The organism is Enterobacter cloacae complex sp. P17RS (assembly GCF_014895885.1).
Classification (GTDB): domain Bacteria; phylum Pseudomonadota; class Gammaproteobacteria; order Enterobacterales; family Enterobacteriaceae; genus Enterobacter; species Enterobacter bugandensis.
This window is the reverse complement of the sequence record NZ_JADBQK010000012.1, coordinates 1793-4989: the sequence shown is the minus strand read 5'-3', so window position 1 is coordinate 4989 and position 3197 is coordinate 1793. Positions and strand designations below refer to the sequence as shown.

Annotated in this window: 2 rRNA genes; both read right to left on the bottom strand. The window is 53.0% G+C overall.

The window, feature by feature from the left end:
- Positions 1 to 116: ribosomal RNA gene (gene rrf, locus IM265_RS12275) — 5S ribosomal RNA — on the bottom strand.
- 65 nt (positions 117 to 181) lie between these two features.
- Positions 182 to 3084 (bottom strand): 23S ribosomal RNA (locus IM265_RS12270).
- Between the last annotated feature and the right edge of the window lie 113 nt (positions 3085 to 3197).

Below are 3197 nucleotides of genomic sequence, written 5' to 3'. Positions count from 1 at the left end.
GCCTGGCAGTTCCCTACTCTCACATGGGGAGACCCCACACTACCATCGGCGCTACGGCGTTTCACTTCTGAGTTCGGCATGGGGTCAGGTGGGACCACCGCGCTAAAGCCGCCAGGCAAATTCTGTTAATCTGTATCAGGCTGAAAATCGTCTCTCACCGCCAAAACAGCTTCGGCGTTGTAAGGTTAAGCCTCACGGTTCATTAGTACCGGTTAGCTCAACGCATCGCTGCGCTTACACACCCGGCCTATCAACGTCGTCGTCTTCAACGTTCCTTCAGGAGACTTAAAGTCTCAGGGAGAACTCATCTCGGGGCAAGTTTCGTGCTTAGATGCTTTCAGCACTTATCTCTTCCGCATTTAGCTACCGGGCAGTGCCATTGGCATGACAACCCGAACACCAGTGATGCGTCCACTCCGGTCCTCTCGTACTAGGAGCAGCCCCCCTCAATTCTCCAGCGCCCACGGCAGATAGGGACCGAACTGTCTCACGACGTTCTAAACCCAGCTCGCGTACCACTTTAAATGGCGAACAGCCATACCCTTGGGACCTACTTCAGCCCCAGGATGTGATGAGCCGACATCGAGGTGCCAAACACCGCCGTCGATATGAACTCTTGGGCGGTATCAGCCTGTTATCCCCGGAGTACCTTTTATCCGTTGAGCGATGGCCCTTCCATTCAGAACCACCGGATCACTATGACCTGCTTTCGCACCTGCTCGAGCCGTCACTCTCGCAGTCAAGCTAGCTTATGCCATTGCACTAACCTCCTGATGTCCGACCAGGATTAGCTAACCTTCGTGCTCCTCCGTTACTCTTTGGGAGGAGACCGCCCCAGTCAAACTACCCACCAGACACTGTCCGCAACCCGGATTACGGGTCCACGTTAGAACACCAGCCATTAAAGGGTGGTATTTCAAGGACGGCTCCACGCAGACTGGCGTCCACGCTTCAAAGCCTCCCACCTATCCTACACATCAAGGACCAGTGTTCAGTGTCAAGCTATAGTAAAGGTTCACGGGGTCTTTCCGTCTTGCCGCGGGTACACTGCATCTTCACAGCGAGTTCAATTTCACTGAGTCTCGGGTGGAGACAGCCTGGCCATCATTACGCCATTCGTGCAGGTCGGAACTTACCCGACAAGGAATTTCGCTACCTTAGGACCGTTATAGTTACGGCCGCCGTTTACCGGGGCTTCGATCAAGAGCTTCGCGTTGCCGCTAACCCCATCAATTAACCTTCCGGCACCGGGCAGGCGTCACACCGTATACGTCCACTTTCGTGTTTGCACAGTGCTGTGTTTTTAATAAACAGTTGCAGCCAGCTGGTATCTTCGACTGATTTCAGCTCCGTCCGCAGGGACTTCACCTACATATCAGCGTGCCTTCTCCCGAAGTTACGGCACCATTTTGCCTAGTTCCTTCACCCGAGTTCTCTCAAGCGCCTTGGTATTCTCTACCTGACCACCTGTGTCGGTTTGGGGTACGATTTCGTGTTACCTGATGCTTAGAGGCTTTTCCTGGAAGCAGGGCATTTATCACTTCAGCACCGTAGTGCCTCGTCATCACGCCTCAGTGTTAAAGTGAACCGGATTTGCCTGGAACACACACCTACACGCTTAAACCGGGACAACCGTCGCCCGGCTGACATAGCCTTCTCCGTCCCCCCTTCGCAGTAACACCAAGTACAGGAATATTAACCTGTTTCCCATCGACTACGCCTTTCGGCCTCGCCTTAGGGGTCGACTCACCCTGCCCCGATTAACGTTGGACAGGAACCCTTGGTCTTCCGGCGAGCGGGCTTTTCACCCGCTTTATCGTTACTTATGTCAGCATTCGCACTTCTGATACCTCCAGCATGCCTCACAGCACACCTTCAACGGCTTACAGAACGCTCCCCTACCCAACAACACATAGTGTCGCTGCCGCAGCTTCGGTGCATGGTTTAGCCCCGTTACATCTTCCGCGCAGGCCGACTCGACCAGTGAGCTATTACGCTTTCTTTAAATGATGGCTGCTTCTAAGCCAACATCCTGGCTGTCTGTGCCTTCCCACATCGTTTCCCACTTAACCATGACTTTGGGACCTTAGCTGGCGGTCTGGGTTGTTTCCCTCTTCACGACGGACGTTAGCACCCGCCGTGTGTCTCCCGTGATAACATTCTTCGGTATTCGTAGTTTGCATCGGGTTGGTAAGCCGGGATGGCCCCCTAGCCGAAACAGTGCTCTACCCCCGAAGATGAGTTCACGAGGCGCTACCTAAATAGCTTTCGGGGAGAACCAGCTATCTCCCGGTTTGATTGGCCTTTCACCCCCAGCCACAGGTCATCCGCTAATTTTTCAACATTAGTCGGTTCGGTCCTCCAGTTAGTGTTACCCAACCTTCAACCTGCCCATGGCTAGATCACCGGGTTTCGGGTCTATACCCTGCAACTTAACGCCCAGTTAAGACTCGGTTTCCCTGCGGCTCCCCTATACGGTTAACCTTGCTACAGAATATAAGTCGCTGACCCATTATACAAAAGGTACGCAGTCACACCCGAAGGTGCTCCCACTGCTTGTACGTACACGGTTTCAGGTTCTTTTTCACTCCCCTCGCCGGGGTTCTTTTCGCCTTTCCCTCACGGTACTGGTTCACTATCGGTCAGTCAGGAGTATTTAGCCTTGGAGGATGGTCCCCCCATATTCAGACAGGATACCACGTGTCCCGCCCTACTCTTCGAGTTCACAACCTGTGCATTTTCGTGTACGGGACTGTCACCCTGTACCGTGCGACTTTCCAGACGCTTCCACTAACACACAAGCTGATTCAGACTCCGGGCTGCTCCCCGTTCGCTCGCCGCTACTGGGGGAATCTCGGTTGATTTCTTTTCCTCGGGGTACTTAGATGTTTCAGTTCCCCCGGTTCGCCTCGTTAACCTATGTATTCAGTTAACGATAGTGCAACGGATTGCACTGGGTTTCCCCATTCGGACATCGACGGGTCAAAGGTTCATATCACCTCGCCGTCGCTTTTCGCAGATTAGCACGTCCTTCATCGCCTCTGACTGCCAGGGCATCCACCGTGTACGCTTAGTCGCTTAACCTCACAACCCGAAGATGTTTCACTTCATGATTGCGAAAATTTGAGAGACTCGAACACACCATTAAAGATGTGTCGTTTCAATTTTCAGCTTGATCCAGATTTTTAAAGAGCAAA